Here is a 24,467-nt window from a genome sequence, read left to right as displayed (position 1 = left end):
TAACATAAATGTTGTAAGGCAAATGAAAACAAACATAAACAAATGGAGGTTCCAACTCATGGCAATTCAAAAGTTGTGGAAGAAAGGTCTAATCGGAGCATTAGCAATTTCAATGTTGGCAGCTTGTTCTGACGGTTCATCTAGTGCGAATGAAGTGAAAAGTGATTTGACACTTGAAGAGATGACGAAAAAAGCACAAGAAGAAGGCACTGTAAATTCGGTCGGTATGCCAGATACTTGGGCTAACTGGGTAGAGACTTGGGATGATCTTGGTACTGAATATAGCCTTAAGCATAAGGATACAGACATGTCGAGTGCTGAAGAGCTAGCGAAGTTTGAGGCGGAAAAGGATGATGCCACTGCGGATATTGGTGACGTCGGAATTGCCTTTGGACCGATTGCTAAGGACAAAGGTTTAACATTACCGTACAAAACATCTTATTGGGATGAAATACCTGACTGGGCAAAGGATGATGAAGGACATTGGATCGTGGGTTACACTGGAACCATTTCATTTTTAACTGATAAAAACAACGTCAAAAATGCCCCGAAATCTTGGGAGGACATTAAAAACGGAGATTACACTGTCAGCATTGGTGATGCTTTAACAGCGAATCAAGCACAGTTTGCTATTTTAGCAGCTGCAATGGCATTTGGTGGCGATGAATCGAATATTCAACCTGGAATAGACTTTTTTGCAGACTTAGCAAAACAAGGGCGTTTAAAAGGAGATCCGACTGTAGCGAATTTAGAAAAAGGCGAAATTGACGTAGCCATCTTATGGGATTTTAATGCACTTGGCTATCGACACCAAATTGATGAGAAACGTTTTGATGTCGTTATTCCATCAGAAGGTTCTGTAACATCAGGCTATGCAACGATCATTAATAAATACGCTAAAAATCCTTATGCAGCAATGTTAGCTCGTGAATACATTTTATCCGATGCAGGACAAGAAAATTTAGCAAAGGGTTATGCTCGTCCAATTCGTGACAAAGTTCAATTGTCTCAAGATGTTCAGAAGCTATTATTACCTGCGGACATGTACAAAAATGCACAGCCAGTAAAAGACCAAAAGAAATGGGAAGAAACAACAAAGCAAATTCCACAACTATATCAAGAGCAGGTATTAATCCATGGAAAATAATAAAGTTGTTTTAATTGTCGTAGATGCACTTCGCTTTGATACAGCCTGTACCCATATGGGATTTATGCACCATTTAGTTGAACGTAAAATTGCGGCACGCTACAAGGTTTGCTCAGAGGTCCCGTCACTATCAAGACCTTTATATGAAACGATTTTAACGGGGACACCCCCCATTGTACATGGAGTAACGAGCAATATGACAGTGCGTTTATCCACGCAAAATAGTTTATTTCATTTAGCGAAAGAAAACGGTCTAACTACAGCAGCAGCTGCCTATTATTGGGTAAGTGAGCTATATAATCGTGCACCATTTGTGCATATGGAGGACAGGCTACAATTAGATACTCAATTGCCAATTGAGAATGGACTGTTCTACTTTGAGGATCACTATCCAGACAGTCATCTATTTGCTGAAGCTGCTTGGCTAATGGATCAAAAGCAACCAGATTTCTTATATATTCATCCGATGAATGTAGATGATGACGGTCATAAATTTACGGCTGACTCTGCGCAATATCGAAATCGTGTTTTAGCAGTTGATGCATTATTATCTTTATTTATCCCAAAATGTCTTGCACAAGGCTATGAAGTGATTGTGACGGCAGATCATGGGATGACGAGTGATGGTAATCATGGAGGCACAACAGCTGAAGATCGCCATGTACCGATGTTTGTTATTTCGAATTATGTTAAAGCGGGCGTTAAGGATGAGGTTGTATCACAGTTACAAATTGCTCCGCTATGCTGTCATTTATTGAATATCGAACCATCTGATGAAATGGTTCCGCTGTTAATAGAGGGGATGCATTCTTTAAAAAAGGTTTAATTATCATTATTTATTCAAGTGTGTAATTGATTCATTATCGAAGTTTGGTAATGACATTTTTAAAACATATGCCTTGTATTAGTTGATTGGAGTGGAGACTGGGCGACTCCTTGGGGATCAGCGTCACAGATGAGACCCTGCAGCGAAGCGAAGCGGCTCACCCCAGGAAAGCGTCCAGTCGGAACGGAAATCAACCCCACGCTATGGTGATAATTCTTCTAATTGATAAAAGTGATTAAATCAACATTAATCTAAATGGCCGCTATTAAATAAAGAAAGAAGTGATTGTTTTGATTTCGAAGCGGCAAACAGTTGCCTGGCTTTCTCCTTTTCTAGTACTTGTCTTGTTATTTTTCTTAGTACCGTTACTGTATATGCTCATCACAAGCTTTCAAAATAGTGATGGTTTTACACTCGCACAATATCAATCTGTACTAACGAATGATTACATTTTACAAGGCTTTAAAAATAGTATTACACTGTCCGTTATTTCGGCAGTCATTGCCTTAATTGTTACCCTATTTGCTGTTTATGCGATTATGAGATTTTCTGAGCCAGTGCGCGAGAAAATTTTAATACTGACAAACTTAACATCAAATTTTTCAGGTATTCCGTTAGCTTTTGCGTTTATCGTATTACTTGGTAATAGTGGGCTTTTTACATTGCTATTCGATAAATGGGGTATCGGCACATTATCATCATTTTCTCTTTATAGCTGGGGTGGCTTGTTACTGATTTATATTTATTTTCAGCTACCATTAGCTTTAATGCTTTTATACCCAATCTATGATGGAATTCAGCAACAATGGAAGGACGCAGCAGCATTACTGGGAGCTTCTACTTGGCAGTTTTGGATGAAGATTGGGATCCCTGTTATGCTTCCAGGGATTGTTGGAACATTTAGCGTATTGTTTGCCAATGCAATGGGTGCGTATGCCTCAGCCTATGCGCTAACTAGCAGTAATTACAATTTAGTAGCCATTCGTATTGGCTCTCTTATTAAGGGAGATATTTTTGCTCAACCAGAGCTGGCAAGTGCTATTGCTGTAATACTAGCAGTAACGATGGTGACGGCGATGCTGTTAAGTGAATGGAGCATTTCAAAAACAAGGAGGAAGTTATAGTGAAAAAAAGAGGCTTTGCTGATTTATTTTTCCTCCTGTTAGTGGTGTATTTAGTGTTGCCAGTTGCTGCAACAATGCTTTACGCCTTTGCGACAAAATGGAATAAGACCATTTTGCCAGAAGGATTAACATTTAAATGGCTTGCTACATTATTTCAGGATGCAGAATTTATACAGGCGTTTGGACGTTCTGTTTTATTGTCGAGTGGGGCTGTAGTGGTTGCATTGCTCGTTATCGTACCAGCTATTTTTGTGATCGTGTTGTATTTTCCAAAATACGAAAAATGGATTCAGATGGCTGTTGTGATGGTGTATTCATTTCCTGGAATTATTTTAGCAGTTGGGCTCATTCGTGTTTACAGCAAATTTGGTGTGCCGATGATTCTCGTAGTTTTAGGGGCATATGTTATCGGTATCCTACCTTACATTTATCAGGGGACACGCAATAGTTTACGGAATGTAGATGCACGGCAGCTTTTAGATGCAGCACAATTACTGGGAGCATCGAAAGTGCAGGCATTTACTAAAATATTATTACCTACTGTTTACCCAGGCTTATTTGCAGGTGCATTATTATCGTTTTCCGTACTTTTTGGAGAATTTGTACTGATTAATCTTGTTGTCGGTTCTCGCTTTGAAACAGTACAAATTTATTTAATGAAGAAGCTTAGTACAAGTGGACATATTGCTAGTGCAGTTGTCTTTATTTATATCGTTCTTATGAGCTTATTAACGTTCGCTATTGCAACATTAACGAAACGATCGAAAGGTGCTACAAATCTATGAGTTATATTGTGATTGAAGGACTTCATAAAAAATATGGATCAACGACGGTTTTATCAAATATAAATATGAAGATTGAAAAAGGTGAATTTATAACTCTTTTAGGTCCGAGTGGCTGTGGTAAGAGTACAATCCTACGTATATTAGCGGGCTTAACAGATGCATCTGCGGGAAAAATTATCATAGAAGACAAGGATATGAATGGTGTTCAATCAAAGGATCGCCAAGTTGGTATGGTGTTTCAATCATATGCGCTATTTCCAAATATGACAGTGAAAGAAAATGTAGCCTTCGGTTTACGTATGCAAAAAGTAAATACTGCTGAAGTGGATCAACGTGTTCAAGAAATGCTTGAAATCGTGCATTTAAGTGAAAAAGCGAATGCATATCCGAAAGAATTATCTGGAGGTCAGCAACAGCGTGTTGCCCTTGCTCGAGCGCTAATTGTACGTCCAAAAGTATTGCTGTTAGATGAGCCGCTCAGTGCGTTAGATGCCCAAATTCGTAAGAAACTTCAAGCAGACTTACGAGCGATTCAACAAAAGCTAGGTATAACGATGATTTTAGTGACGCATGACCAAGAGGAAGCAATGGCTGTTTCTGACAGAATATTTGTGATGAATAATGGGATGATTGCACAGAGTGGAACACCTACTGCAATTTATACAAGCCCTGAAAGTGAATTTATCGCTAATTTTATCGGACATTACAATGTTTTTACGCGTCAAGCCCTTGAGAAAATGATTGGCGAGGCATTGCCAAAAGAATACTCAAAATTTGCGATTCGACCAGAAGCCATTCATCTCAATCAGAGGCAGGGGGATGTTTGTATGACTGGAGAGGCGAAGCAGTCATTAATGAGCGGCAATGTTATTCGGACAACGTTAGAGGGTGAAAGTCACTTTACGATGGAACAGCTACACCAACGAGGGCATTCGTTTGAACTTGGTAAGCAATATGTGTGCTATGTGGCGAGGGAAGATGTGATTGCATTATCATGACATATGCAAAAATTGAACGTTTTGAATTTATTTTAAAACAATTAGAGGCTGATGAAAAAATTATTGTTGCCAATATTGCAGAAGAATTACAAGTGGCACCAGAAACGATTCGTAGGGATTTTGATGAGCTAGAGCAACAGCATTTATTAACGAGAGTACACGGAGGAGCTGTAAAGTATACGAACGTTAGAAATGAACCAGCATTTTTGCGCAAGCTTCAAATGCAAAAAGAGGCAAAGCGCGATATAGCTCGTTTAGCAGCTAGTCGTATATGTGATGGGGATACTATCGCGGTGGATACAGGGACAACGACTGTGCATATTGCAGATTTTTTATTGGCAGTCAACGATATAACTGTCGTAACCAATTCAATCGCTGCAGCTGTACAATTTAATTTGGCTATAGAAGAGCGGCGGATGACGGGGAAAGTTATATTACTTGGAGGAACGACCAATCCAAGGCAATCCTCAGTAACAGGAGCTATGACATTAGAATTATTAGGAAATATGAATTTTGATAAAGCATTTATATCGTGTGGTGGTATAAGTGATGGTATCGTGTACGATTATGATTTGGATGAATCGTTAATTTCTAAAAAAATGCTTGACCGTAGCAAGATGAACTTATTATTAGCAAATGCATCTAAAATAAATGGTAAGTCCTTTTATCAAATTTGTCACATTGAAGAGTACTCAGAAATTCTTTGTGATATATCTTGCCCATTAGAGTGGCAAATGTATGAGGGAAAGTGGACTGAATGCAATGGAGGGAAATCGGATGATTGATTATCATGTACATTTAGAGGAGGGGCCATATTCATTTCGATGGCTGGAGCGTACTTCTCAGGCAATTAGATTTTTTAATGAAGATGAAGGAGCAACAAAAGGTTCTAAAGCATTTATAGAGCTACAAATGCAGCAGTTATCAAAGCGTTTACAGAATGGGTGCTATAGTGAAGAATGGTTAGATTTATATTTACAACAAGCAAAGCAGCTTGGTTTGCGCGAGGTTGGGATTGTCGACCATCTCTATCGTTTCAAGGAGACGCGAGCATACTTTGAGCGATATATGCAATTAGATGACAATGAAGTTGGTAGAATTCAGCGTTACTGGCTTGATCGTGTGATGACGGAAAGCATGGATGATTTTGTGTCAGCTATTAATCGAGCAAAGGAAAAGTGGAGTCGCCATGGTATTTCCTTAAAGCTTGGCATCGAGGTAGATTATTTTGTCGATGGTGAGGAAGAATTAGCATCATTATTAGAAGGTTACCCGTGGGATTATGTCATAGGATCTGTCCATTTTGTCGATGGCTGGGGCTTTGATAATCCTCAAACACAATACATATTTGAGGACATGGATGTAGCAGCCTTACAGGAAAACTTTGCACGATTTTTTGCTACAGTAGAAAAAATGATCATCTCGAATATGTTTGATTTTGTGGCGCATTTAGACAACTTTAAAGTGTTCGACTATCAAGTGAAGGACACGGCTTTTCTTGACTCTTGGTATGAAAGAATTGCAAAGGCACTTGTGACCACGCAAACTACCACTGAAATAAATGCCGGTTTATATTATCGCTATCCAGTAAAGGAAATGTGCCCTGGCCCCCGTTTCTTGCAAATTTTAATTGAACACGGTGTAGCCTTTACAGTTTCCTCAGATGCGCATTTCCCGGACGATTTAGGCAAACATACATTTGCCAATGTAGATTTGCTTAAGAGCTTCGGCGTTCAATCGATTGTTGGATTTGATCAACGCGAAAAACAATATATAGAACTATAATAAACGTCGCCGTTGATGAATATCTTCGGTGATTTTTTGTTTTTAGGAAGGGTGGTGGATGGGCTTCGGTGAGGTGATGGATAGGTTGAGCAAAGCGACGGATATAATCATTAAAGTGAAGGATGGAGTCAGCGAAATGATGGATAGATTGATCAGAGCGACAGATAGAAAAGGCAAAGTCGTGGATAGAAAGGTCAAAATGATGGATAAAACCGACGAAGCAACGGTAGGAACTATAGAAGTGAAGAATAGAAGCCAATGCGACGGAAAGAACCGACGAGGTGACGGATAGAAATCAAAGCGACAGAAGGAACTGACGAAGTGACGGAAGGAATCGTCCAAGCGACGGAAAGAACTGACGAAATGACGGAAAGAACCGGTAGAGCGACGGATAGAAAAGGCAAAGTCGTGGATAGAAAGGTCAAAATCGTGGATAGAACCGTCAATAACATGGATAGAATCATTAAAATCGTGGATAGAACCGTCAAAATGATGGATAAAACCGACGAAGCAACGGTAGGAACTATAGAAGTGACGGATAGAAGTCAAAGCGACGGAAAGAACCGACGAAGCGACGGAAGGAATCGTCCAAGCGACGGAAAGAACTGTCAAAGTGACGGATAGAAGTTAAAGCGACGGAAAGAACCGACGAAGCGACGGAAAGAACCGGCGAAGTGACGGAAGGAATTGTCCAAGCGACGGAAGGAACTGCCGAAGAGACGGATAGAAGTCCAAGCGACGGAAAGAACTGGCGAAGTGACGGAAGGAATCGTCCAAGCGACGGAAAGAACTGCCGAAGAGACGGATAGAAATCAAAGCGAAGGAAAGAACCGGCAGAGCGACGGATAGAAAAGGCAAAGTCGTGGATAGAAAGGTCAAAATCGTGGATAGAACCGTCAATTACGTGGATAGAATCATCCAGCGACGGAAAGAACTGACGAAGCGACGGAAGTAATCATCCAAGCGACGGAAAGAACTGCCGAAATGACGGAAGGAACCGGCGAAGTGACGGAAAGAAAAGGCAAAGTCGTGGATAGAACCGTCAATTACGTGGATAGAATCATCCAGCGACGGAAAGAACCGACCAAGTGACGGAAGGAATCGTCCAAGCGACGGAAAGAACCGGCAGAGCGACGGAAGGAATCGTCCAAGCGACGGAAAGAACTGCCGAAATGACGGATAGAAGTCAAAGCGATGGAAAGAACCGACGAAGCGACGGAAGGAATCAACCAAGCGACGGAAAGAACCGGCAGAGCGACGGATAGAAAAGTCAAAATCGTGGATAGAACCATCAAAATGATGGATAGAAGCGCCAAAGCGACGGATAGCCCCCGCCCCCGCAAAACTGACGAATCCCCCTGCAACCTAACAAAAATATTCATCTAGCTAAGCGTAATTAAGTCTAAACCGCGACATTTAGTACGCAAACCTTGTAGGATGTTGCCATTATTCAGTATAATAGTAAAATGGGAATTCAAATGTATGGAATTCGTTTGAAAGGAGTTACCTGATTGCAATGAATGAAGAACAACGCTTAGCAAATCAACAAGTCAATCAACCAAAAAAAGAAGATAAGCCTGAAAAGGATTATAGTAAATATTTTGAAACGGTCTTTACGGCACCTTCATTAAAAGATGCTAAAAAACGTGGGAAAGAAGAAGTTAAGTACCATAAGGACTTTAACATTGCAGAAGAGTTTGCAGGTATGGGTACGGGGCGTACTTTTTATATTCGTACGTATGGCTGCCAAATGAACGAGCATGATACGGAAGTGATGGCTGGGATTTTTATGCAGCTGGGTTATACGCCTACAGATGTGATTGATGAAGCTGATGTAGTGCTACTGAATACGTGTGCTATCCGTGAAAATGCAGAAAACAAAGTATTTGGAGAACTGGGCTTCCTACTAAAATATAAACGTAAAAATCCAGAAATGCTTATTGGGGTTTGTGGCTGTATGTCACAGGAAGAATCCGTTGTAAATAAAATTTTAAGAAGTTATCCACATGTCGATATGGTGTTTGGTACACATAATATTCACCGTTTACCGAACATTTTAAAAGAAGCATATATGTCTAAGGAAATGGTCATTGAGGTTTGGTCTAAAGAAGGCGATGTTATTGAGAATCTGCCGAAAAAACGTCTTGGTTCCATTAAAGCTTGGGTAAATATTATGTACGGCTGTGATAAATTCTGTACGTATTGTATTGTACCTTATACGCGTGGTAAGGAGCGTAGTCGCCGTCCAGAGGAGATTATTGCTGAAGTTCGTGAATTAGCGGCTGCGGGCTATAAAGAAATTATGCTGCTGGGGCAAAATGTCAACGCTTACGGCAAGGATTTTGAGGATATTGAATATCGACTTGGTGATTTAATGGATGAATTACGAAAAATTGATATTCCACGCATTCGTTTTACAACGAGTCATCCACGTGACTTCGATGATCATTTAATCGAAGTTCTTACAAAACGTGGTAACTTAGTTGAACATATTCATTTACCAGTACAATCTGGTTCAAATGATGTGCTAAAAATTATGGCGCGTAAGTATACACGTGAGCATTTCCTTGGATTAGTAGCGAAAATTAAAGCGGCTATTCCGGAAGTAACACTAACGACTGATATTATCGTAGGCTACCCTAATGAAACAGAGGAGCAATTTGAGGAGACATTATCCTTGTACCGTGAAGTAGGCTTTGAAATGGCCTTTACTTATATTTATTCTCCTCGAGAGGGTACACCTGCTGCCAAAATGGTGGATAATGTACCTGAAGAAGTGAAAAAAGAACGTCTCCACCGTTTAAATGAAGTTGTAGGAGAATACTCTCGCAAAGCATTAGAGGGCTTGAAAGGTGAAGTAGTAGAAGTCTTAGTCGAAGGTACAAGTAAAAAACGCGAGGATGTGTTAGCTGGCTATACGCGTAAAAATCGTCTTGTAAACTTTAAAGCGCCAGCAGATCTAATTGGTCAATTAGTGAAGGTAAAAATAGTTGAGGCTACTTCTTATTCACTAAGTGGTGAGTTCGTAGAAGTAGTAAAAAATGAAAAGGTGGAAGCGTAAATGTCACAAGTATTATATACAAAAGATGATTTAATCAAGAAGTCACACGAAATTGCGCATATGATTGCCAATACGCCAGAAGTTGAATTTTTCAAAAAGGCTGAAGCGCAAATTAATGAAAACCAACAAGTACGTGAGCGTATTGCAGGCCTAAAAAGCCTACAGAAGCAAGCTGTTAACTTCCAACACTTAGGGAAAGAAAAAGCGCTTAAATTAATTGAAGATAAAATCGAAAAAATTGAAGAAGAAATCAACTCAATCCCAGTGGTTCAACAATTTAAAGAATCTCAAGTTGATGTCAATGATTTATTGCAATTAGTTTCGAACACAATTGCTAACAATGTTACAAATGAAATTGTCCGCTCAACTGGTGGGGATTTACTTCGTGGAGAAACTGGCTCATACGTAGCCAATACAACACCAGGCAGCTGCTCATAAACATAATAGAAGTAATAGCTCGAATGCTGCATTCGGGCTATTTTTATGGGTTTAATACTCGTAGAAATTAGCGCAATTCAGACAAAAAAGTATGAAAAAGTCAGTAATTTGATTCTATAAAAATATATGTTCACCCAATAGGCGCTACCTGCATATGATGGAGTGAAAAGAGTCAAAGGAGGAATTGCGCTGAAACGTTTACGACAAATCGTGACGAGAGCAGTAGTTGCCAAAGGGAAGAAGAGAACGGAAGAACGTGTAACATTAAGTCCATCGAATAAACCGACGAGTATACTCGGGTGCTGGGTTATCAATCATACTTGCTCCGCGAAAAAAGTCGGTAAGTTTGTAGAAGTATCAGGGAAGTTTGATGTCAATGTATGGTATGCCTATAGTAGTCATTCGAAAACAGCAGTGTTTTCTGAAACGGTGCACTATAAAGACAAAGTGAAGCTTTCATTTAGAGAAGGCGAAGTGAGTACTGGTGATGATGTTCGTGTACGTGTCGTTCAAGAGCCAAACTGCATAGAGGCAATCATCTCTCCATGTGGTACGAAGTTTGAAATCGTAGTAGAACGTGAAGTTGTAGTAGAGGTAATGGGAGAAACGACGATTTGCATTAGTGTACATCCACTAGATTTCGAAGAGGAATGGAACTTTGATGAGAGCTCATCTTCGTCTTCATCTAGCTCCAGTTCCAGCTCATCGTCTAGCTCGAGTGAAGAAGGTAGGTATGTTTTAGAGTCCTCATCGTTTCCTGATGAACGACCAAGATAATACTGAAGATTTTATACATGCGAAGCGCTAGCATCTTAAAAAAAGGTGAATTAAGCGTTTCGCATGTATCTTTTGTTATAATAAAAATATCTATATGGTTAGAGCGAGGTAAATTTTAAAATGACAACATATACACCAATGATGCAACAGTATTTGCAGGTAAAGGAAGATTACAAGGATGCCTTTTTATTTTTTAGATTAGGCGATTTTTACGAGATGTTTTTTGAGGACGCTATTAATGCCTCTCAGCTTTTAGAAATTACATTAACGAGCCGGGACGCGGGTGCAAAAGAGCGTATTCCAATGTGTGGCGTTCCGCATCATTCGGCAAAAAATTATATTGAAACTCTTGTGCAAAAGGGTTATAAGGTTGCAGTTTGTGAGCAAACAGAAGATCCAAAGCAAGCAAAGGGTGTAGTGAAGCGTGAAGTTGTACAGCTTATTACACCAGGTACGATCATGGAAGGTAAGGCGCTTGATGGTAAAACCAATCATTTTATTGGTGCTGCGGAGCAATTCGACGATATGACATTTGGCTACGCTTATTTAGACTTATCTACAGGTGAAGCAGTAGCCTCCTCGATTGAGGGCGACGGTAAAGCACTTTTATTGCAAATGCAAGCATACGGTATTCGTGAATTAATTGTAACAGAAAGTTTGCAGCTTCTTTTAGCAGAGCATGCAGTAAACGCAGGTATCGTCCTTTCTATTGGAACAGATGAAATGACAATGGATAAAGCCGCGCATTATTTAGATGAGGTGCCAAATGATTTGCAAATTGCGTGTCTTCGTTTGCTCGCTTATATCGATAAAACACAAATGCGTTCTTTATCACATATTCAAGCATTTACTTACAATGAAATGAAAAATTATTTACGTATTGACTCTAGCTCAAAGCGTAATTTAGAGCTTATTCAGTCTATTCGCGGTGGCGATCAAAAGGGCACACTTTTATGGTTGTTAGATGATACAGTGACAGCAATGGGTGGACGTAAGTTAAAACAATGGTTACACCAACCTCTTGCTTCACGTGCTGCCATAGAAGAAAGACTAGCAAACGTCACTGATTTATTAGAGGAATACTTTGTAAGAACAGAGCTTCAGGCCTCTTTAAAACAAGTATATGATTTAGAGCGTTTAGCTGGGCGTGTAGCTTTTGGTAATGTTGGTGGACGAGATTTAGCGCAGCTACGTGATTCATTGCGTCAAGTACCTGCTATTCAGCAGCAATTACTTGGTACCGATAAAGAAACATTGCAAAAGCTAGGTGCAGCGCTTGATATGTGTGCAGATGTAGAGGCACTATTAGCTCGTGCTATTACAGACAATCCACCAATTACAATTAAAGAGGGTGACGTCATTCGCGATGGCTATGATGCGCGCTTAGATGAACTACGCTATGCTTCTCGTAATGGGAAAGATTGGATTGCACAGCTAGAGCAAGAGGAACGGGTGAAAACTGGCATTAAAAACTTAAAAATCGGCTACAATCGAATTTTCGGTTATTATATTGAAATTACGAAATCTAATATCCATTTAGCAGATTTAACACGTTATGAACGTAAGCAAACGTTGGCAAATGCCGAGCGTTATATTACACAAGAGCTTAAAGAAAAAGAAGCGTTAATTTTAAATGCTGAGGAAGAAAGTTTAACGTTAGAGTATAACTTATTTGTGGCAATACGTGATGAATTAAAGGTATTTATTCCACGTGTCCAAGCATTAGCGTCAAGCATTAGTGAGCTAGATGTACTATTAAGCTTTGCGAGTGTTTCAGAGAAATACCGTTTTACGAAGCCGGAGTTTCATGGCGGACGTTCGCTAGAAATTATTGAAGGGCGCCATCCGGTTGTTGAGAAAATGCTTAATAAGCAAATGTATGTACCAAATGATTGTGTACTTGAGGAAAACAACAATATGATGCTTATTACAGGTCCGAATATGTCCGGTAAAAGTACGTATATGCGTCAAGTTGCACTAATTGTTGTCATGGCGCAAATGGGCTGTTATGTGCCTGCTGAAAAAGCTAGATTACCAATTACAGATCAAATCTTTACACGCATCGGTGCAGCAGATGATTTAGCTGCGGGACAATCAACATTTATGGTGGAGATGTTAGAATCTCAGCACGCCATTACGCATGCTACAAAAAATAGTTTAATGTTGTTTGATGAAATTGGTCGTGGGACATCTACTTATGATGGTATGAGTCTTGCTCAATCCATGATGGAATACATCCATGACAAAATTGGAGCAAACACGCTATTTTCAACTCACTATCATGAATTAACGGCACTCGAAAAGGAGCTTTCTCGACTGCAAAATGTACACGTATCGGCTACTGAAAAAAACGGCACGGTTGTCTTTTTGCATAAGGTGAAAAAGGGCGCTGCTGATAAATCTTACGGAATTCATGTAGCACAGCTTGCACAATTGCCAGAGGAAATTTTAGCAAGAGCACAAGTGCTGCTTGAAAACTTCGAGGCCGGAAACGAAGCTGGAAACGAAGTAGCCGTCGTACAGGAAGTTGATGAAAAGCCAGTTGTTGAACAGCCAAAGCAAATGTCACTATTTACGGAGGAAGAAGTAATCTCTCCAGCAGAGACAGAGGTGCTTAAAAACCTAGAAAAAGTAAATATTCTGGGCACTTCACCGATGCAAGCGATGAATATTTTATACGAATTACAGCAGCAACTAGTAAACGCAAAAAAGTAAAGGAGTGATGCGCTATGGGAAAAATACAAATTATGGACGAGTGGCTGTCCAATAAAATTGCGGCAGGGGAAGTAGTTGAAAGACCAGCCTCTGTAGTAAAAGAGCTTGTTGAAAATGCCATTGATGCAGGAAGTACGTCCATTGATGTTTTTTTACTAGAAGCGGGCCTCACTTCAATTCAAATAATTGATAATGGTAGTGGTATGGATGAAGAGGATGCATTAATATCATTCTCTCGCCATGCGACAAGTAAAATTCATCAAGAACACGATTTATTTCGTATTCGTACCCTTGGCTTCCGTGGTGAGGCCTTAGCTTCCATTGCATCGGTGTCAAAAATGACACTAATTACATCTAATGGTGAATCAGGAACGTATTTAGAGCTTGAGGGTGGGCATATTGCTACACATAAACCTGGCCCTTTGCGCAAGGGAACAGATATTACAGTGGCACAGCTATTTTTCAATACACCTGCTCGATTAAAATATATGAAAACAATACAGACCGAGCTTGGACATACAATTGATCTGATGAACCGTCTTGCACTCGGAAATCCACAAATTGCGTTTAGATTATTGCATAATGGCCAGCAATTGTTACAAACAAATGGACGAGGAGACGTACAGCAAGTATTAGCTGCCATTTACGGTGTGCATAATGCTAAAAAAATGGTGTCATTCAATGGAGAGTCACATGATTATAAAATTTCTGGCTTCGTATCATTACCAGAGGTGACTCGTGCTTCGAAAAACTATATGTCGTTGTTTGTGAACGGTCGCTGGGTGAAGCATTATTTGGTACAAAAAGCGATTGTAGACGCCTATCATACGTATTTGCCTATTGAACGTTTTCCAATTGTAGCGCTCTATATAGAGGGGGATCCTTATTTAACAGATGTCAATGTTCATCCTGCCAAACATCAAATTCGTTTAAGTAAGGAGCCTGAGCTTCTTAAGTTAATTGAAGAAACAATACGAGAGAAAATCCGCAACGTTATTCGAGTACCGCTAATGGAAAAGAAGGAGAAAGTGGTAAAGCCTGCGACGGAGCAGTTAAATATTTGGAAACCAGCACCAAAGCTTAATGTGGAGAAAATGAATGCCATTGTAGAAAAACTTTATGATGTGCAAACTGTGCAGGAATCGAACACATTAGACCCTATAGTGCCACAACCTGAAGCCGTCCCTACTACCATTGAAGATAGCTGGCAACCGACACCAGTGATGGAAGTGAATTTTCCTGAAGAAGTGAATCTTGTGAATCCTCCTGAAGAATTGAAGCTAGAGGAGCCAGTGGGAATTCTAGAGGATGAGCCAGCTAAAGAACCATTTCCTGCGCTTGAAGTGGTAGGGCAAATTCACGGCACGTATATTGTTGCACAAATGGAGGATGGCTTTTATTTAATTGATCAGCACGCTGCTCAGGAGCGTATTAAATATGAATTTTTCCGTGAAAAGGTCGGTCAGGTGAACCCAAATGAGCGTCAGGCTTTATTGCTTCCATTGACCTTCCATTATGCTGCTGACGAGGCTCTTATATTAAGAGAAAATAGACAGGAGTTAGAAGCTGTTGGCGTATTTTTAGAGGAATTTGGACAGGCTTCATTTGTAGTGAGAGAGCATCCTAGCTGGTTCCCTAAGGGAGAAGAACAAGAAATTATTGAGGACTTAATTGAACAGGTATTGACAACTAAAAAGGCGGACGTCAAAAAATTACGTGAGGCAGCAGCAATTATGATGAGCTGTAAAAAGTCGATAAAGGCCAATCATTATTTAACGAAAGAGCAAATGGATACGTTACTGCAAGATTTACGCAACGCCGACAATCCATTTACTTGCCCACACGGACGTCCAGTGCTGATACATTTTACAACGTATGAAGTGGAAAAAATGTTTAAACGGGTAATGTAGCTGTAACTCCTAGAACAACAGTTCAAGAACAACATGAACAGTCCATGCGCATAAAAGGAATTTTATAGGTAAAGCATAATACAAATGACTCATCACCAAAAGTTGTGGATGCCATTTGTTAAAACGTATGCCATAAGTTGATTGGAGTGGAGACTGGGCGACCCCTTGGGGATTAGCGATATAGAGGAACGAAGGCTAAAAGCATCACGTCCTGTGATAACGCCTTCGTGACCAACATCCTGTTGGCCAGAGACCCTGCAGCGAAGCGAAGCGGCTCATCGGACGCCCCCAGGAAGCTCTGCTCTGCGCGAAAGCGAAGCGTCAGCGGCAAATGTTTTATCTGTGCGAAAGCGAAGCGACAGCAACAATTGGTTTCTGTAGCGAAAGCAAAGCGGCAGCTACAAAGCGCCCAGTCGGAACGGAAATCAACCACACGTTATGGTGATGAACTATACAAATGACATTAGAATTTCTATGCTTAAAGTTATTGCTAGTTATACAGGCTGTCATACGCAATAGAGGTTACACATATTTTCAAATTATAGCTAATGGGGGAAAAAAGTTATGTTTTCATTTGAACATCGTCCTAAAATTATGCATTTTTTAGAGCAATATAGCTTTGATGTTTTAGTCATTGGTGGCGGCATTACTGGTGCTGGCATTGCGCTTGATGCAGCATCTAGAGGGCTATCGGTCGCTTTGATTGAGAAGCAGGATTTTTCTGCTGGCACATCAAGCCGTTCAACAAAGCTTATTCATGGTGGGCTTCGTTATTTAAAGCAACTTGAAGTTGGTGTAGTAGCCGAGGTTGGGCGTGAGCGTGAAATTGTTTATGACAATGCTGTTCACGTGACAACTCCTGAAAAAATGCTACTACCATTATATAAGAAGGGCTCACTTGGACCATTTACAACATCAATGGCACTGAAGGTATATGATCGATTAGCAGGTGTTAAAAAGCATGAACGTAGAACAATGTTAAACGCTCAGGAAACGGCAGCGCTAGAGCCTTTACTCAATCAAGATGAACTTATTGGTGGTGGCTATTACGTTGAATATCGTACGGATGATGCCCGTCTGACAATTGAAGTGCTGAAAAAAGCTGTAGAATATGGGGCGCTTTGTTTAAATTATGCGGAGATGACAGAATTTTTATATGAGAAGAAAAAGCTTGTTGGGGTACAAGTGAAGGATCATGTTACAGGGAAAACGATTGAAGTACATGCTGCGCAAATCGTTAATGCAACTGGACCTTGGGTGGACGAGGTTCGCCAAAAGGATAAAGTAGCAGACAAAAAGCAATTACGTCTCACGAAAGGAGTTCATATTGTCTTTGATCAAAAGGATTTTCCATTACGACAAGCAGTGTACTTTGATATAGTAGATGGGCGTATGGCCTTTGCAATTCCACGTGATGGTAAAGCCTATGTAGGGACAACAGATACAGTTTACGAGGGAGACCCTGTACATCCTGTCGCTACCCAAGAAGATGTTGACTATTTAATTGCTGCTGCAAAAACTGTCTTTCCAACGGCAAATATTTCAAGAGATACAATAGAATCGTCGTGGGCAGGTGTGCGTCCACTTATTTTTGAAAAAGGAAAGGATCCATCCGAAATTTCACGCAAAGATGAGATATGGACGGCTCCGAGTGGACTAATGACGATTGCGGGTGGCAAACTAACGGGCTACCGTCAAATGGCAGAAACAATCGTTGATAAAATTGTGAAAACCCATAAATATAAGCACGCAAGTCCATGTGTAACACGTGAATTATCACTTTCTGGTGCAAAAGGCATTAATGCCATTAATTTCACTGATTATAGTACGTATAAAGCTAAAGAGGGCGTTCAGTATGGTCTAAATTATGATGAAGCAAAACAGCTTGTACAAAAATATGGCACGAATGTCGATGCATTATATAACCAGGTGAAATATTTGCATGAACATGGAAGTTCGATGCCCCTGGCCCTACATGCAATGCTACTTTATGGCATAGAAGCGGAAATGGTGTACACACCAAGTGATTTCTTTATCCGTCGAACAGGCTTATTATACTTCGATATTGATGCGGTAAAATGTTATAAACAGCAGGTCATTCAAGTTATGCAACAACATTTTAACTATACAGAGTCACAAAGAAATACTTATGTCGCTCAACTAGAGCAAGCTCTTGTAGATGCAACAAATTTTGCGGAGGAAGGAGTGTAGGCAATGCGTTATATTGAAATGTCAGATGGCCATTTTCTGTTTACTCGCACATTAAAGCCATCGAAGCCATGTATTGGCCATATTCATATTTTACATGGTATGGCGGAGCATAGTGGACGTTATGTTAAATTTGCCAATAGCCTAAATGAAGCTGGCTATGCAGTGACAATGCATGATCATCGAGGGCATGGAGAAACAGCAGCTTATAATGGCACACTAGGTTTTTTTGCTGAAGAAAATGGGTTTGATCGCGTCGTAGAGGATGCACATGAAGTAGTTACAATATTGCATGAACAATTTACAGATGTACCTTTGATTTTATTTGGTCATAGTATGGGATCGTTCATTACTAGAAGATATATTCAATTGTACAGCGATCAAGTGGATAATGTGATTCTTTGTGGAACAGGAAGCGTTACAACATTGCATACGATGGGGAATCTAGTAGCAAAAGTAATGGCCAAACAGCTTGGTAAAGATACGGAGAGCAAGTTATTAAATAAGCTGAGCTTTGGTAGCTTTAATAAACAGTTCCCAAATTCGAAGACTGCGTATGACTGGATATGTTCAGCAGAAGATGAGGTGCAAAAATATATCGATGATCCGTATTGCGGCTTTATTCCAACAAATCAATTTTTTGTCGATTTAACAACAGGATTTATGTCGTTAAATCGTAAAAAAGAGATAGCCAAAACAAAAAAAGACTTACCTATATTATTGATAAGTGGTAGTAAGGATCCAGTCGGAGAACAAGGCCAAGGTGTATACGCTGTAGCACAACAATTGGCGGAAGCGGGCATACAGGATGTAACGGTTTACTTATTTGAGGATAAGCGCCATGAAATCCTAAACGAAGACAATCAAGAGGCTGTCTATCAAGTTTTATTACGGTGGTTAGAAAAATATGATACAAGATAAATTACAGCAGGCAGAGGTCGTAGCAATCGTAGGGCCTACTGCTTCTGGGAAAACAGCACTAAGCATTGAGTTAGCAAAAAAATATAATGGCGAAATCATCAACGGTGACTCCATGCAAATCTATCAAGGCTTAGATATTGGTACAGCGAAAATTACTGAGGAAGAGATGGAGGGTGTACCCCATCATTTACTAAGCTTCAAAGAGCCGACAGAGTCCTTTTCAGTAGCAGACTATCAAAAATTAGTGCGAGCTAAAATTGCAGAAATTCAAGCGAGTGGTAAGCTACCGATTATTGTAGGAGGCTCAGGTTTATATGTGCAGGCAGTACTCTTTGATTTTCAATTTACAGAGGAGCAGGTAGATGAAGAGGCACGAAAAGCCTATTATGCAGAACTGGAGAAATTAGGTCCAGAGGCAATGCATGCTAAGCTTAAAAAACTTGATCCACAAACAGCTGAGACAATTCATCCAAATAATACTCGCCGTGTTATACGTGCGTTAGAGATGATTGAGCTTAGTGGCGTTTCAAAGGCATCCGAAGCCCAAAATCGTGGAGAAGTTCCACTTTACAATCATGTGATTATAGGGCTTGGGCAAAATATGTCACGTGAAGTGCTCTATGATCGTATTAACCGTCGTGTCGATATAATGATGGAAAAAGGGCTTTTAGAAGAAGTAAAAGGCTTATGGCAGCAAAATATACGAGGTGTACAGTCAATACAAGCAATCGGCTACAAGGAATTATATGATTACCTAGATGGAAAATGTTCTTTAGATGAAGCTATTGACAGCTTAAAGCAAAATTCTCGCCGCTATGCGAAAAGACAACTAACTTACTTCCGAAACAAAATGGATGTATATTTTGTTAATAATGACGAAAAACTTTAACTAATTCTTAAAAATCACTAATTGCTAAATTGGTAGAATGTGCTAATATAGGAATGAAGAGGTAGAAAGAGAGCATAGGGAGGCATATTTGATGAAATCAATTAACTTGCAAGATACATTCTTAAACCATCTACGTAAAAACAATGTTTTTGTCACTGTGTTTTTGTTAAACGGATTTCAGTTAAAAGGAACTGTGAAATCCTATGATAATTTTACAATTTTATTACTAGATGCTGAAAGCAAGCAACATCTTATTTACAAACACGCTATTTCTACATTTGTTCCAGCAAAGCAAGTAGATTTTTTAGAAACTGAAGAATAGAAACATTAGAAGTAAAACAGTTAGTGTTCATGACACTAGCTGTTTTTTTGCCTTCAGGCTATAATGTAAGAGGAAATCGACATATTGGAGGACTACACAGATGAAAACTATGGATACAACAGAAATATTAGAACTATTAGATGCGAACGAAGACCTATACATTATTGATGTTCGTGAAGATGATGAGGTAGCACAAGGCATGATCCCTGGTGCGCAACACATTGCTCTTGGGACAATCCCTGAGCGCTTAAATGAATTAGATGCTTCTAAGCCATACATTATCGTTTGTAAGGCAGGCGGTCGTTCAGCAAATGCTTGTGCATACCTAGAAGCTCAAGGCTTTGACGTAACAAACCTTGAAGGCGGCATGCTTGCTTATGATGGAGAGTTAGAATTTAAATAATTGTCGTTTAAAACCCTCGTTTAGGCGAGGGTTTTTCTTATACATTCGAGTTGATATAAGATTGAAGCAATTCATTATCGTTTGGTAAAATGTGTTATAATTGCAACATGTAAGGAGGGATTAGTATGTATCGAACAATAGCACCCCCAACAATGTCTTTACAGTAGAATCTGCTGTTTAGGCATTCAATAAAAGCTTGCTAATTCTCAATAGATTCTACTGTATATGAAGACTATATACATGTAGAAAGTAGGAATTAGAAATGAGCGGGAAACTATCTTTTATTTTATCAATGATTATTTTTGGAGCTGTCGGTGTTTTTGCAAAATATATTAAGTTACCTTCAAGTGAAATAGCCTTTTGGATGAGTCTCATTGGCTCTTGTTTTTTACTTTTGATTTTCCTATCAAAAAAAGAAAGATTTACGAAAACAACTATTTTGCAAAATAAATGGCCATTGGTACTTTCGAGCTTTGCCTTATGCGGAAATTGGATTTTCCTTTTCCAAGCGTACAAGGAAACAACTATCGCAAATGCAGCTCTAAGCTACTATTTTGCGCCAGTACTAGTGATTTGTTTGTCACCTATAGTTTTGAAAGAGAAAATAATATTAAGAAAAATTTTTTATGTTTGTGTTGCGCTTGTAGGTCTGTATTTTATCGTTCAAAGCCAAACTACCGAAACGAGCGAACATTATATCGGTATTGTATATGGGCTTATTGCAGCTTGTTTCTATACAATAGTTACATTCACCAATAAGTATATTCATGGATTAAAAGAGCCCGATAATACGATTATTCAACTTGCTTTAGCAGCGTTATTCCTTGCTCTTTACCTTTTTGGGACTAATGGGTTCCAAATAATGAAAATCGATATAAAATCAATTAGTTTACTTATAGCGTTGGGCATTGTCCATGCTGGAATAGGCTTCTATCTGTTCTTTTTGGGAATGCGTCATCTAAAAGGGCAAAGTATAGCTATTTTAAGCTATATTGATCCACTGACATCATTAGTAATTTCGACGATGATTATAGGAGAGAAAATGGCGACCCTACAAATACTAGGCGCTATCCTTTTACTCGGCGCAACATTTCTGAGTGAAATAGATAAAACAAAGTTGATATCACAGCAATAAACGGACAGAAAGCTCCCAAAAGCCTATTTGGCATTAGGGAGCTTTTTCTAGCATAGGGAATAGAATTATGAAGAATAAAGAAGTGAACTACTCGCCACTTAGCAAAGCTTGATGTTGTAGCTTCTCAGTTCCACGACGTTAGCAACCTTGATCTTTTTCTGTAATAGAAGCACTTTGAATATATTCTGCATAATTTATTAATTTTCTTTAATATTGTGCCAAGCACCATTCTTTAGTTTCTTGGTCGGCAAAGGATGCTTCTACACTATTTATATAAATTTGTCGATAATCTTCTTCGCTTAGATTAAATTCATTGTTAACTAAATGGATTTCTTTTGCCATTGTAGTATCAGATACTGTTCTGTTATCCGTATTAAATGTCACTTTTATTCCATCTTTATGAAACTTATAAATCGGATGTTCAGAATAATGATGAACAGCTTTCGTTTGGACATTACTTGTTGGACACATTTCAAGCACTACCTGTCTTTCTTTCACAATCTTATATGCCTCGGCACAATCTTTAATAAATACTCCGTGTCCTATTCTTTCAGCACCCAACAGTTCAACAGCCTCTAGAACATTTTTACCAATTCCTGTTTCACCGGCATGAATAGTGACTCTGTAGCCATATTCTTTGGCTAAAGCAATTGGATCTACGAATTTTTCACAAAAGCCTTCTTCTTCGGATGCACATAGGTCAATTGCCACCACACCTTTTCCAAGGAACTTTTTCCCCTTTTCAACCACCTCAAATGCGCTTTCTACAGACATAGTCCTCATGCAAGACAGGATTATATTTCCCTTTATTTCGTAGCAGCTTTCGGCGTCTCTCATCCCATCTATAACAGCTTGAATAACTTCTTCAACACCAAGACCTTGTAATGTGTGAAGTAACGGGGCAAATCTGACTTCTAAATATTTCACATTTTCCCTTGTTGCATTCTCAAATAGCTCAAAAGTAATTCTTCTTAAGTTCTCCTTAGACTGCATTACTAAATTAGGAAGAGAAAATCTTTTTAAATATTCGTCAAGGGATTCACATTCTAACGGAGCAATCAGCTCCTTTTGCAGTACATCCTTATCAAAAGAGGGTAACTGAATGCCTTCCTTCTGTGCAATATCGATAATAGTTTCAGCCCTAAGGCTTCCATCCAAATGACAGTGTAGTTCAATTTTGGGCAATGCTAAAAAGTTCATTTTTGACCTCCTGAAATAAATTTTTAGATTAAAATACAAAAAATTCCTGACTACAAAGAAAATACAAGTTTTGTACTTTCTTCGTAATCAGGAATTTCGGTTCCTGGTAGAGACCCCCAAACCATATTATTGGGGTTATACGAAATATATTGTTATACGAAATATATTATTGAATTCATTTGTGATTTTCAATATGATAATAGAAAAATTTCGGATTGTCAACATGGTCCATACCTTTTTCAACAAAACTGCTTCGTTCGTTTAAGTACATTTCTTCAAATAGTTATTTGTTGTTATTAAGAGGAAAAGGCTCTTTTGATTTACATTTCGGAGTACCGAATGCCAACATTCATTATTATCTCTTACACCTAATGATCCTTATATCGATAGACCACTCGCCCAAATCCCTTTAAAACCGACTTCCTCTACAACTTTTGCGGAAAGACCGTTATGGGATTCCATTAAAAATTCAAGTTTGTCTGAATATATTTTTTTAAAAAAATTCGTCCTTTTTTTCAATATCTCCCATCTCCCCATACTCGACATGTCTATATGACTAAAAGTAAAGATTAGCAGGGCAAATATATTAGAAGCTAATGATTTTGAAATCAATAAAATGGATGCATTGAGAACAATCATAATGCTACTTTTCTAGTGTAGAAAATTTATTATGACTCTAACAGAAAAATAGGAGATATTAGTCGCGTTACCAAGTCTCGCTCACCCATGCAAGATAAATCTATTTACATACAATACAGTAACCTCCATAAGTGGGGAGGACTACACTATTAATACAAAAGAAATAAAAATATCTAACTAAATGAGGTGAGTTTATTGAAAAATGGACTTGGAAAATGGGAACAATTCTTACTTTTAAAACAAAATCCTTTAACAACTGACTGCATTCCAGAAACAACACTTTACAGTCTAGAAAATCTAATCTATTTATTAAATAGGTATGAGTATGTTTATGTGAAACATAATAGCGCTGGACAAGGAAGAGCAATTTATAAAGTCTGCAAAAGAAAAGATGGACACTATTGTTTTAACGGATTTACCATGCAAGGTGAAGAAATAAGTAAATGTGTGGCAGCAATTGAGGATTTCCACCAAGTTCTACATCCATATGAGAAACACGGTAGATTAAGCGGAATTTATATTATACAGGAGGGGGTTAAAAGTCTAACCCCTGATGGGGATTCAATATCCATTCGTGTTCATGTTCAAAATCTAAAGGGAAAATGGATAATTGGTGGAATTTACGGAAGGCTTGCAACTGAGGATCATGGGATTGTCAATTCAAATCGGGGTTCTCAAGCAATATCGATTGAAGAATTATTATCAGGTTATTTGATGATGGATAATACAAAGAAAGATCAAACAATAGACTCTCTAAAAGAAGATTCAATTTTAGCATCTGAAGTAATAGCATCCCACTTTCCTTGTAGAGAATATGGCATTGATTTTGGAATAAATCTTGAAGGAAAACCTATATTATTTGAAGTAAATACAACGCCAAGCATACGTAGTTTTGCCAAAGTTGATAGGGCGATCTGGAAGAATATTGTTGAGATTAGGAAAATGCAAAATGAAGGCTAAGTTTGAAATGTAGTTATTTTTCATGTTAGTCATCAGCATATTTCTATTCAATAGACTTACATCAAAAAATTACTTTCCCTACTATAATTTTAGGAAAGAAGAAACTTAATTGCATCCGTTACTTGTGAACGATTAGGGATTTACCTAGAAAAAATGGATTATGGTTGGGTAGGCGCGATATGAATCAATTTTCGAAGGAATGCCTGGAACAATTTTCCGTTTAA

At 38.9% G+C, this 24,467-nt stretch carries 23 protein-coding genes and 1 riboswitch; of the genes, 21 read left to right on the top strand and 2 right to left on the bottom strand.

What is annotated here, in order from left to right; genetic code table 11:
- Nucleotides 1-58 precede the first annotated feature (58 nt).
- From ACIQ7T_RS00340 to ACIQ7T_RS00300, 9 genes are all read left to right on the top strand, one after another.
- Complete coding sequence (locus tag ACIQ7T_RS00340) at nt 59-1,147, top strand: ABC transporter substrate-binding protein (RefSeq protein WP_402868036.1); 1,089 nt, start codon at nt 59-61, stop codon at nt 1,145-1,147.
- Nucleotides 1,137-1,973: an alkaline phosphatase family protein gene (locus ACIQ7T_RS00335; RefSeq protein ID WP_402868034.1), complete on the top strand. Its 837-nt coding sequence runs from the start codon at nt 1,137-1,139 to the stop codon at nt 1,971-1,973. The genes ACIQ7T_RS00340 and ACIQ7T_RS00335 overlap by 11 nt, the downstream gene beginning before the upstream one ends.
- A 281-nt stretch (nt 1,974-2,254) precedes the next feature.
- The gene (locus ACIQ7T_RS00330; protein ID WP_402868032.1) at nt 2,255-3,097 is read left to right on the top strand and encodes an ABC transporter permease; all 843 of its coding nucleotides are present in this window, start codon (nt 2,255-2,257) and stop codon (nt 3,095-3,097) included.
- Nucleotides 3,097-3,882, top strand: coding sequence for an ABC transporter permease (locus ACIQ7T_RS00325; RefSeq protein WP_402868030.1), 786 nt, complete (start codon nt 3,097-3,099; stop codon nt 3,880-3,882). The genes ACIQ7T_RS00330 and ACIQ7T_RS00325 overlap by 1 nt, the downstream gene beginning before the upstream one ends.
- A complete protein-coding gene (locus tag ACIQ7T_RS00320; RefSeq protein ID WP_402868028.1) occupies nt 3,879-4,880 on the top strand; it encodes an ABC transporter ATP-binding protein in 1,002 nt (333 codons plus the stop codon). Before ACIQ7T_RS00325 ends, ACIQ7T_RS00320 begins: the two co-directional genes overlap by 4 nt.
- Nucleotides 4,877-5,665 carry a DeoR/GlpR family DNA-binding transcription regulator gene (locus tag ACIQ7T_RS00315; RefSeq protein ID WP_402868026.1) on the top strand — a complete coding sequence of 263 codons (789 nt, stop codon included), beginning with the start codon at nt 4,877-4,879 and terminating at the stop codon, nt 5,663-5,665. The genes ACIQ7T_RS00320 and ACIQ7T_RS00315 overlap by 4 nt, the downstream gene beginning before the upstream one ends.
- Nucleotides 5,658-6,665, top strand: coding sequence for a histidinol phosphate phosphatase domain-containing protein (locus ACIQ7T_RS00310; protein ID WP_402868025.1), 1,008 nt, complete (start codon nt 5,658-5,660; stop codon nt 6,663-6,665). The genes ACIQ7T_RS00315 and ACIQ7T_RS00310 overlap by 8 nt, the downstream gene beginning before the upstream one ends.
- A 58-nt stretch (nt 6,666-6,723) precedes the next feature.
- On the top strand, nt 6,724-6,957 hold the full coding sequence (locus ACIQ7T_RS00305) for a hypothetical protein (protein WP_402868023.1): 234 nt from the start codon (nt 6,724-6,726) through the stop codon (nt 6,955-6,957).
- A gap of 29 nt (nt 6,958-6,986) precedes the next feature.
- The gene (locus tag ACIQ7T_RS00300) at nt 6,987-7,289 is read left to right on the top strand and encodes a hypothetical protein (RefSeq protein WP_402868021.1); all 303 of its coding nucleotides are present in this window, start codon (nt 6,987-6,989) and stop codon (nt 7,287-7,289) included.
- A 422-nt stretch (nt 7,290-7,711) separates the two neighbouring features.
- On the opposite strand, the gene ACIQ7T_RS00295 is transcribed toward ACIQ7T_RS00300, so the two are convergent.
- Nucleotides 7,712-7,981, bottom strand: coding sequence for a hypothetical protein (locus ACIQ7T_RS00295; RefSeq protein ID WP_402868019.1), 270 nt, complete (start codon nt 7,979-7,981; stop codon nt 7,712-7,714).
- A gap of 200 nt (nt 7,982-8,181) precedes the next feature.
- Here ACIQ7T_RS00295 and miaB point away from each other — a divergent pair, with 200 nt between their 5' ends.
- The 11 genes from miaB (at nt 8,182) to ACIQ7T_RS00240 (ending at nt 21,444) form a co-directional block, all read left to right on the top strand.
- Nucleotides 8,182-9,726, top strand: coding sequence for a tRNA (N6-isopentenyl adenosine(37)-C2)-methylthiotransferase MiaB (miaB, locus tag ACIQ7T_RS00290; RefSeq protein ID WP_402868017.1), 1,545 nt, complete (start codon nt 8,182-8,184; stop codon nt 9,724-9,726).
- Nucleotides 9,727-10,164, top strand: coding sequence for a YlbF/YmcA family competence regulator (locus ACIQ7T_RS00285; RefSeq protein ID WP_370075121.1), 438 nt, complete (start codon nt 9,727-9,729; stop codon nt 10,162-10,164).
- Nucleotides 10,165-10,326: 162 nt separating this feature from the next.
- A complete protein-coding gene (gene cotE, locus ACIQ7T_RS00280) occupies nt 10,327-10,941 on the top strand; it encodes an outer spore coat protein CotE (RefSeq protein ID WP_370075120.1) in 615 nt (204 codons plus the stop codon).
- A gap of 120 nt (nt 10,942-11,061) precedes the next feature.
- A complete protein-coding gene (gene mutS, locus ACIQ7T_RS00275; protein WP_402868014.1) occupies nt 11,062-13,656 on the top strand; it encodes a DNA mismatch repair protein MutS in 2,595 nt (864 codons plus the stop codon).
- Nucleotides 13,657-13,670: 14 nt separating this feature from the next.
- Nucleotides 13,671-15,566, top strand: a complete 1,896-nt coding sequence (mutL, locus tag ACIQ7T_RS00270; protein WP_402868012.1) for a DNA mismatch repair endonuclease MutL — start codon at nt 13,671-13,673, stop codon at nt 15,564-15,566.
- Between the two features lie 564 nt (nt 15,567-16,130).
- Nucleotides 16,131-17,777: a glycerol-3-phosphate dehydrogenase/oxidase gene (locus ACIQ7T_RS00265; RefSeq protein WP_370075117.1), complete on the top strand. Its 1,647-nt coding sequence runs from the start codon at nt 16,131-16,133 to the stop codon at nt 17,775-17,777.
- Between the two features lie 3 nt (nt 17,778-17,780).
- Complete coding sequence (locus tag ACIQ7T_RS00260; RefSeq protein WP_370075116.1) at nt 17,781-18,695, top strand: alpha/beta fold hydrolase; 915 nt, start codon at nt 17,781-17,783, stop codon at nt 18,693-18,695.
- A complete protein-coding gene (miaA, locus tag ACIQ7T_RS00255; RefSeq protein ID WP_370075115.1) occupies nt 18,682-19,584 on the top strand; it encodes a tRNA (adenosine(37)-N6)-dimethylallyltransferase MiaA in 903 nt (300 codons plus the stop codon). Before ACIQ7T_RS00260 ends, miaA begins: the two co-directional genes overlap by 14 nt.
- 91 nt (nt 19,585-19,675) lie before the next feature.
- Nucleotides 19,676-19,906, top strand: a complete 231-nt coding sequence (hfq, locus tag ACIQ7T_RS00250) for an RNA chaperone Hfq (protein WP_370075114.1) — start codon at nt 19,676-19,678, stop codon at nt 19,904-19,906.
- 100 nt (nt 19,907-20,006) lie between these two features.
- Nucleotides 20,007-20,309: a rhodanese-like domain-containing protein gene (locus ACIQ7T_RS00245; RefSeq protein ID WP_370075113.1), complete on the top strand. Its 303-nt coding sequence runs from the start codon at nt 20,007-20,009 to the stop codon at nt 20,307-20,309.
- A gap of 262 nt (nt 20,310-20,571) precedes the next feature.
- Nucleotides 20,572-21,444: a DMT family transporter gene (locus ACIQ7T_RS00240; RefSeq protein ID WP_402868008.1), complete on the top strand. Its 873-nt coding sequence runs from the start codon at nt 20,572-20,574 to the stop codon at nt 21,442-21,444.
- A 207-nt stretch (nt 21,445-21,651) separates the two neighbouring features.
- Here the strand turns inward: ACIQ7T_RS00240 and add are convergent, their stop codons facing one another.
- Entirely contained in the window at nt 21,652-22,644 is a 993-nt protein-coding gene (gene add / locus ACIQ7T_RS00235) for an adenosine deaminase (RefSeq protein ID WP_370075111.1), read from the bottom strand.
- A 64-nt stretch (nt 22,645-22,708) separates the two neighbouring features.
- Nucleotides 22,709-22,807, bottom strand: a riboswitch (purine riboswitch).
- Nucleotides 22,808-23,478: 671 nt separating this feature from the next.
- Here add and ACIQ7T_RS00230 point away from each other — a divergent pair.
- Nucleotides 23,479-24,243 (top strand): YheC/YheD family protein, encoded by a 765-nt coding sequence (locus ACIQ7T_RS00230; RefSeq protein WP_370075110.1) that lies wholly within the window; start codon nt 23,479-23,481, stop codon nt 24,241-24,243.
- The last annotated feature ends 224 nt before the right edge of the window (nt 24,244-24,467 follow it).

Origin of the sequence: Lysinibacillus sp. NPDC096212, assembly GCF_044763105.1 — a bacterium.
Lineage (GTDB): Bacteria > Bacillota > Bacilli > Bacillales_A > Planococcaceae > Lysinibacillus.
Note: the sequence above shows the minus strand (reverse complement) of the source record. Positions and strands in the feature narration are given on the sequence as shown.

Excerpts from the sequence above, each read along its gene's own strand:
- ACIQ7T_RS00340 (WP_402868036.1), top strand. The coding sequence starts at position 59 with ATGGCAATTCAAAAGTTGTGGAAGAAAGGTCTAATCGGAGCATTAGCA.
- ACIQ7T_RS00335 (WP_402868034.1), top strand. The coding sequence starts at position 1,137 with ATGGAAAATAATAAAGTTGTTTTAATTGTCGTAGATGCACTTCGCTTT.
- ACIQ7T_RS00320 (WP_402868028.1), top strand. The coding sequence starts at position 3,879 with ATGAGTTATATTGTGATTGAAGGACTTCATAAAAAATATGGATCAACG.
- ACIQ7T_RS00315 (WP_402868026.1), top strand. The coding sequence starts at position 4,877 with ATGACATATGCAAAAATTGAACGTTTTGAATTTATTTTAAAACAATTA.
- ACIQ7T_RS00310 (WP_402868025.1), top strand. The coding sequence starts at position 5,658 with ATGATTGATTATCATGTACATTTAGAGGAGGGGCCATATTCATTTCGA.
- ACIQ7T_RS00305 (WP_402868023.1), top strand. The coding sequence starts at position 6,724 with ATGGGCTTCGGTGAGGTGATGGATAGGTTGAGCAAAGCGACGGATATA.
- miaB (WP_402868017.1), top strand. The coding sequence starts at position 8,182 with ATGAATGAAGAACAACGCTTAGCAAATCAACAAGTCAATCAACCAAAA.
- ACIQ7T_RS00285 (WP_370075121.1), top strand. The coding sequence starts at position 9,727 with ATGTCACAAGTATTATATACAAAAGATGATTTAATCAAGAAGTCACAC.
- mutS (WP_402868014.1), top strand. The coding sequence starts at position 11,062 with ATGACAACATATACACCAATGATGCAACAGTATTTGCAGGTAAAGGAA.
- mutL (WP_402868012.1), top strand. The coding sequence starts at position 13,671 with ATGGGAAAAATACAAATTATGGACGAGTGGCTGTCCAATAAAATTGCG.
- ACIQ7T_RS00265 (WP_370075117.1), top strand. The coding sequence starts at position 16,131 with ATGTTTTCATTTGAACATCGTCCTAAAATTATGCATTTTTTAGAGCAA.
- ACIQ7T_RS00260 (WP_370075116.1), top strand. The coding sequence starts at position 17,781 with ATGCGTTATATTGAAATGTCAGATGGCCATTTTCTGTTTACTCGCACA.
- miaA (WP_370075115.1), top strand. The coding sequence starts at position 18,682 with ATGATACAAGATAAATTACAGCAGGCAGAGGTCGTAGCAATCGTAGGG.
- hfq (WP_370075114.1), top strand. The coding sequence starts at position 19,676 with ATGAAATCAATTAACTTGCAAGATACATTCTTAAACCATCTACGTAAA.
- ACIQ7T_RS00245 (WP_370075113.1), top strand. The coding sequence starts at position 20,007 with ATGAAAACTATGGATACAACAGAAATATTAGAACTATTAGATGCGAAC.
- ACIQ7T_RS00240 (WP_402868008.1), top strand. The coding sequence starts at position 20,572 with ATGAGCGGGAAACTATCTTTTATTTTATCAATGATTATTTTTGGAGCT.
- add (WP_370075111.1), bottom strand. The coding sequence starts at position 22,644 with ATGAACTTTTTAGCATTGCCCAAAATTGAACTACACTGTCATTTGGAT.